Source organism: Stieleria tagensis, from assembly GCF_024129865.1.
Taxonomy (GTDB): Bacteria; Planctomycetota; Planctomycetia; order Pirellulales; family Pirellulaceae; genus Stieleria; species Stieleria tagensis.
The window spans coordinates 1-6,615 of sequence record NZ_JAMYFE010000026.1 but is presented as its reverse complement, the minus strand read 5'-3'; the positions used below and the strand labels follow the sequence as shown (position 1 = coordinate 6,615).

The 6,615-nt window shown below is 54.4% G+C and carries 5 protein-coding genes; 1 reads left to right on the top strand and 4 read right to left on the bottom strand.

Annotation, left to right across the window (positions count from 1 at the left end):
• Positions 1–359 precede the first annotated feature (359 nt).
• Positions 360–620, bottom strand: coding sequence for a 4Fe-4S dicluster domain-containing protein (locus tag NHH03_RS04665; protein WP_253154587.1), 261 nt, complete (start codon positions 618–620; stop codon positions 360–362).
• A gap of 129 nt (positions 621–749) precedes the next feature.
• On the opposite strand from NHH03_RS04665, the gene NHH03_RS04660 reads away from it, so the two are divergent.
• On the top strand, positions 750–2,198 hold the full coding sequence (locus NHH03_RS04660) for a protein kinase domain-containing protein (RefSeq protein WP_253154586.1): 1,449 nt from the start codon (positions 750–752) through the stop codon (positions 2,196–2,198).
• A gap of 485 nt (positions 2,199–2,683) precedes the next feature.
• Here the strand turns inward: NHH03_RS04660 and NHH03_RS04655 are convergent, their stop codons facing one another.
• The 3 genes from NHH03_RS04655 to NHH03_RS04645 all read right to left on the bottom strand — a co-directional run bounded on the left by NHH03_RS04655 (position 2,684) and on the right by NHH03_RS04645 (position 6,585).
• Positions 2,684–4,465, bottom strand: coding sequence for a sulfatase family protein (locus NHH03_RS04655; protein WP_253154585.1), 1,782 nt, complete (start codon positions 4,463–4,465; stop codon positions 2,684–2,686).
• Between the two features lie 52 nt (positions 4,466–4,517).
• Entirely contained in the window at positions 4,518–5,945 is a 1,428-nt protein-coding gene (locus tag NHH03_RS04650) for a sulfatase (protein WP_253154588.1), read from the bottom strand.
• A gap of 97 nt (positions 5,946–6,042) precedes the next feature.
• Positions 6,043–6,585, bottom strand: coding sequence for a sulfatase family protein (locus NHH03_RS04645; RefSeq protein ID WP_390895501.1), 543 nt, complete (start codon positions 6,583–6,585; stop codon positions 6,043–6,045).
• Positions 6,586–6,615 lie beyond the last annotated feature (30 nt).

Here is a 6,615-nt window from a genome sequence, read left to right as displayed (position 1 = left end):
AGAGGTTCGGTTCGCTCAACTTTTTAGAATCTGGACGGTTTACTCCGACCGCCGGGTTAACGAACAAGCCGACGTTGGTCCCATGGACTGACGCCGGCTTTTTTCGTTGTTTACCGCTTATCTGGCAAGGACTTACGTCATCGCTGGCCGGCCAAAGTTCTCTCTGGGTGTCTCAGGGAAAGTACTATCCGATTGTCGCCGGAACGCTCCGCGGTCCGATTCTGACCAAAGGTCTCTGTTGTCTTTGTACGACGCAGACCTCCAGGTTATGAAGTCTCAGAGTTCTATCCGAAGAAAGTGGTCCACGTTCCCGGCTTTAATCTAGATCATCGATACGGCGCTCATTCGGATAGAAACAGTTACTCATGTGCCGACGGGCATTCCTGTGACTTCTTCGCGTTGATTTCGATGAATCCTTTCCATGGGTCCGGCACATCGTCTTCGTAGAAGATCGCTTCGGTTGGGCATTCAGGCACGCAGGCTCCGCAGTCGATGCATTCGTCGGGGTCGATGTAGACCATGGGTTCGTCTTCGCTCGTGTGAAAACATTCGACCGGGCAAACCGGCAAGCACGCTTTGTCTTTGCACCCAATGCAGGGCTGTGTAACCACCATCGCCATTCTTGTGTCTCCTAAAGTGGGATAGGCTTCCAGCCTGTCAAATTCCTGATCACAGGCAGGATGCCTATGCCACAAAGTTCCTGATCACAGGCAGGATGCCTATGCCACAAAGGAAGTGAGAAAGCGAATTTGGAACCGGACACCAGCCACGAAAAAAATTCTGATTTTCCCGAGTCGATCACGGATCGTCCGGATGGTTGGTTGCTGCGCGAGTGGAAATCAGGCGACGAGCGAGCCGCCGAAGTCTTATTCGACCGCTACGCGATACGCTTGGTGGCTCTAGTCGCTAGCCGACTCAGCCGTCGCTACCAGTCCGCGATTGATCCGGGTGAAGTCGTTCAATCCGCAATGGGAAGTTTCTTTGATGCCGCGAGGCACAGTCGCATTCAGGTCAGTGGCAGTGTTTCGCTGTGGCGACTGCTCGCGACATTCGCACGCCGCAAAATGGCTCGATCTATCGAGCATCAGTCAGCCATCAAGCGCGGCGGCGGTCAGAAAAGACTCCCGCTCGATAGTGAGATCGCCATCGTTGACGACTCCCATGCCGAAGACGACGCGGACGCTTTTCTCGCTACGTTGAAGTCAGAACTGACCGACGAACTGTTTGCGATCGTCGAGGGTTTGCTATTCGGCCAGACGCAGCGAGAGCTAGCCGAGTCGCTGGGGATCGACGAACGAACCGTACGGCGTCGCCTGTCGCGAATACGCAAACTGCTCGCTCCGAACTCCGCAATCGCCGGAAAGACCGCACTCGCGGCAGGAAGCCCGCCGGTATTGCCGCGCGTCAACTACAACGAGTTTGTACTTGGCAAGTTGATCGGCAGCGGCGGATTTGGAAAAGTCTATCTCGCCAGGATGCAATCCGACGGCCGAACCGTAGCTGTCAAATTCCTTCGCAAAGCGTTTTGGCAAATCGAAGACGCACGCCAGTCGTTCCTGCGCGAGATTGATATCGCGTCGCAGGTTAGTCATCCAGGTGTCATTCGCTACCTCGGATATGGCGAGTCCCCACACGGCGGTCCGTACGTCATTAGCGAGTGGATTGACGGACACTCACTTCAAAATGCCACTGCCGCAAAAGAGCAACAGTGGATCAGATGGCTCGTGCAAATATGCGAGGCGATCCAAGCGGTGCATCAAGTAGGACTGATTCACGGCGACCTGACGCCGAGCAACGTTCTCGTTGATGCTCACGATCGAATCACGATCACCGATTTTGGATTTTCACAGGCGTCCGCTAAATCGGCTTTGCCAGTACTCGGTGGAACGATTGGATTCGCGGCACCCGAGCAAATTGACCCGGCTTTCGGTTCCATCAGCTTCAAAACAGACATCTACGCAATCGGCGGGTTGGTTCACTGGTTTCTATTCGGGCAACCGCCAAACGCGGGTAAACGTCTCGAAGTCGCATTCGCCCAAACAATCTCGCAGCACGAATCCGCTCAAGTGACATCCGTCGTGATCCCCAAAGTTTTTCGCGATATTCTCAGCACTACGCTTCGTAAATCACCAGCCGAACGATCAATGAGTCTGTCCAACATGATTCAACTGTTGTGCTCAATGTCCACTGGGAACTAGCACCAGCTCACCGTCGACAAGACTGGAGACCCGTTGAGTCTCTCACCGCGAGAATCTGGTTATCGGATAAAAGTGGTCAACGTTTGCGGCGTCAATCTAGATTTCCGATACGGCACTCTTTCGGATAGAAACAGTTACTCATGTGCCGACGGGCATGCCTGCTGTCAAGTTACTGATCACAGGCAGGATGCCTATGCCACCAGGTTCCTGAGCACAGGCAGGATGACTATGCCACCAAGTTCCTGATTACAGGCAGGTGCCTGTGCCACAAAGGAGGTGAGAAAGCGAGCTTGGAACCGGACACCAGGCGCGAAAAAAAACTCGTCGCGAAAAGCTGGTGAACGTCATCCACCCTTCTCCTTAACAACCCTGAGGGCGATCGCCGCTTCGTTCGGTTCGCTATTGCTTGGTGCTGCCCGATCGACCGCCGCAGACTCCTTGGACTCGGTTGGCGCTTTGGTACCGTTTGAATGATCCGAGGTTGTTTAATTGTTTGATTTGGCTTCTTGGCGAGTCTTTTTACGTGCTTCGCGTTTCGCTTTTCTTTCCGCTTTGTCATCGGGAGTTGGTTCATCGGCAACTCCAGGGGCCGTCCTGAACGCTTGTGGCAACGTTATCTTTTTGCCTTTGATTTCGAGTTGTTTAACGATTTCGATCTGTTTGTCGATCTGGCCGGGCAGAGCCGCGTTTCCTCCGGGAATGAACTCTCCAAAAGGGCGACCAATGACTTCGAGGTCCTGCTGCATGAGATCACGCATCTCTTTTACGCGAGTGGCCTGATCTTTATGATAAGCCAGGTTGTTCATTTCTTTCGGGTCCGTCGTCAGGTGGTAGAGTTGGTCTTCGTCGAAGAAGCCTGGGCGTTCTGCTCCTCTCACTCCGATGCCCAGACGTCCAATATTGGACATCGCTTTCGGTAAGTTTTGCGGCGTGGATTTCTTGATGGCAGCAATCTGTTGTTTGGTGTAGCGAACGGCAATGTAGGACCATTCCTTCGTGACTGTTGCTCGCGCAGTTCCCATTTCGAGATAAAGATGATTCCGCCAATCTTTGGCTGTTCCGTTTTCGAAAAGAGGGGTGAGACTCTGTCCATCAATCCGGTAAGACTGCGGTTTCTCCGCTTTACCCAGTTCGAAGAAAGTGGGTACGAGGTCAATATTCTGCACGAGTTCGTCACACACCTGCCCGGCGACGATTCCTTTTGGCCAACGCATGATCATTGGCACTTGACAACCACCGTTTGAAAAGACGGAAGCTTTGCCATCGCGACCGTGATCTGGCGCAAAAATCACCAGCGTGTTGTCATCGATTCCCAGTTGCTTGAGCTTCCGGAGAATCGCCCCGAGCGAATCGTCGATCCACGCTTCACCAGCCACATGGCTATCGGGATCGAAACCTTTTTCAGCGATTGTTTTGAGAAGCTCTGCGCGCGGTGTCATGACTTCGGGAAGACTTCGGGCTTCGCCCTCTCCGGTGATGAGCGGGTGGTCCATGGATTTTCGCCAGGACCGATCCGGCCCGTGCAGCAGGGTGCTGCAAAGATGAAGGTAAAAGGGGCCGTCCTTGTTTTCTTGGATAAATTCCAAGGCTGCCGTCGTCGTCCACTCTGGGTTGTGGCTGGAATAGGGCGACCGCACATTTTCTGGGTAGACGTTCTTTGCCCAGGAAAAGCCCAGCGTTTGGAGGTAACGACGCATCCAGAGTTCGTTGCGTTTGAACTGAGCCGATGTTTCAGGCCCAGGACTCGCGTCTTTGGGTATGTTGATCCATTTGTCTTTCCCTTTGTAAAACTCCGGGAAATCCAAACTGGAAGTGAGGTGAAATTTTCCAACAAATCCGGTGGTATAGCCGGCTTCACGCAGAACATTTCCGACGTTCATCTTGTCGCGTTCCAGTGCGACATTGAAATTGGGAAGGCCCTGATTTTCTTTGCCGCCGACCGCTTCGGCGTAAAGTTTGCTATGCGAGTTCCCAGCAAACCGACCGGTCAGGAAGCTGTATCGAGAAGGAGTACAAACCGAGCTGCTGACGTAGGCGCGAGTGAACTTCATTCCTTCCTCTGCCATCCGGTCGAGATTGGGAGTGTAGGTATCGCCCCCAAACGCGGCGATGCTCGATGGGTTCTGATCGTCGATCAGAAACATGATGATGTTCGGACGCTCTCCGGAATTCCGCCCGCCGGAAGAATTGTGTTTCAATTCGTTGGCACGGGCAGACGAAGCAAATGGGAGCAGGAGAAGAAGGAAAAGGTGGATGCAATGGGGCATGGTGTGTCTCGATCGGCGTGGTCTTTGCATGCTATTTCTCCGGTGGTTTGATCTACTTGCGTTTTGATTCAGCACTTTTGCGCGTCTCGATCAGCAGCGAGTGCATCTGACGGCGTTGCTCAGCGAAACGCGGATTGGACGCCAAGTTGTTGTCTTCGTATGGGTCGTTGATCAGGTCGTACAACTCGGCCTGATCCTCGCTACCCCATTCGCCGTAATGCCAACGTGACGTGTGGATCGATCGGCCCAGCGTCTTGCCCCGGCTGACCACCGTGTATGCAGCCAATCGACCGTTGGCATTCGGGTTTTCAAGCAAGGGGACAAGGCTGTTGCCCTGAAGTTCGTTCGGACCAGTGATTGCGCACAGTTCCACGAGTGTCGGGAACAAGTCGACCAGTTCCACGAGCGCCTCACTGTTGGCGCCGTCCTTTGTCAGTCCGGGCACGCGGACGATCATCGGCACCCGCGCGCATTCCTCGAACAGCGTCACTTTGCCCCATAGTGCGTGCTCGCCCAGGTGATAGCCGTGGTCTGAGGTAAGAATAATGATCGTGTCGTCCCAACGGCCGTTGCGCTGTAACGCATCAAAAAGCAAGGAGATCTGTGCATCGATGAAGCTGATGCAAGCGTGGTAGGCCTGGGTGTACTTGCGACGCAACTCGTCGTTTTCTTCCTCCAATTCGAAGCCAAACGCTTGGTACCGCTTGGAGATTGCCAGCGGGGGCCTGTTCTTCCAGTCGCCGTTGGGAGTTGGGCGGTATTCGATCGCGCTGAGCGGGTGCTGGTCGAAGTATTTTTGCGGTGCCCAGAATGGCACGTGTGGTTTTTGGATACCACAGGCGATGAAAAATGGCTTGTTGGCGTGGGCTTTGTCGTCCAACCACTTGGTGACCTGGCGTACGTTCTTGCCATCCTTGTGCTGTTCGTCACGCATTTGGGTCGGGCCGTAGCCCGGCGGCGTCTGTCCGGCCAAGGCGCTGCGGTGTTCTTTGAGGTGGCGATGCCAGGACCGATCGTCTTTGTCCGTGATCGGCCCGTGCTCGGCTTCGTAAGCCTTGCGCAGCGTCCTTTCGACGGGGTTTTCTTCGTTGTTGAACCTGATCACTTCGTGCCACGCAACGTCGCCCGGGTCGGAGTTGATGTTATGAAAAACCTTACCCACGCTGGCCGTCCAATAGTCGTTGGTCTTGAACACTTGCGGCATTGACTGTGTGCCGGGGCGCACGTTGCGGATGTCCAGCGTGTTGTTGAGGATGCCCGACGATTCAGGGTAAAGCCCGCTGAGAAACGACGCCCGCGACGGGCCGCACACCGGATACTGGCAGTAGGCTCGGCTGAATGTCATGCCCGCGGCCGCCAGCTTCTCCAAGCCCGGCGTCTTGAGCGGCTGGTACCCCGACGTACTGACGTGGTTGTTCAGGTCGTCGCAGACGATTAGCAATACGTTCGGACGCTCTCCATGAGCCGCTGTGGCGGCCATTGCCGACAAAAAGAAGATCGAGAATGTAACAAAGGTTTTCATGGTGAGAATTTCGGATAACAGTATGTGATGTAAATCGCGTACCCCACTGTGCAAGTCATTTGGATGATGTTGGAATTTGGTCGCTCTTCTTTGCTTCGCGGGCTTTGATGCGTTTGGCTTTCTCTTTTTCGCGCGCCGTTTTCTTTTCTTCTTTCGACATCTTTTTGGCTGGTGCACTGGCATCAGGATTCCAGCGTTTTCCCTGCTTGCTTACCGGGTCCGCCATTTCGTCGAGCCATGAGTTGTATTTGTCAGTGAGCAGGGAAACCACTTTCGGGTGTTTGGCAGCAAGGTTGGTGGTTTCGCTGAGATCTTTTTCAAGATCGAAGAGTTCAATGCGATCTCTCTGCGCGACCAGTTTCCAATTCCCGCTGCGGATGGCCCACTTTCCATTGGCACCCGCAGAGCTCCAGTACAATTCGTCGTGCAGTTTGTCGGTTTCACCTTTGAGGACGGGCAGGATGCTCTTGCCGTCCAGAGGCTTGTCCTGTGGCATGGGCAGCCCCGCAGCGTCGAGAGCCGTAGCAAACAGATCAATCGACCACATGGGAACGTCGCACTTTTTCCCGCCCTCCAGCCCGGCCGGCCAGGACACAATGAACGGGACTGTGCCGCCTGGATTCGAGCT

Coding starts and splice junctions, on each gene's coding strand:
- NHH03_RS04665 (WP_253154587.1), bottom strand. CDS start 620: ATGGCGATGGTGGTTACACAGCCCTGCATTGGGTGCAAAGACAAAGCG.
- NHH03_RS04655 (WP_253154585.1), bottom strand. CDS start 4,465: ATGCCCCATTGCATCCACCTTTTCCTTCTTCTCCTGCTCCCATTTGCT.
- NHH03_RS04650 (WP_253154588.1), bottom strand. CDS start 5,945: ATGGCCGCCACAGCGGCTCATGGAGAGCGTCCGAACGTATTGCTAATC.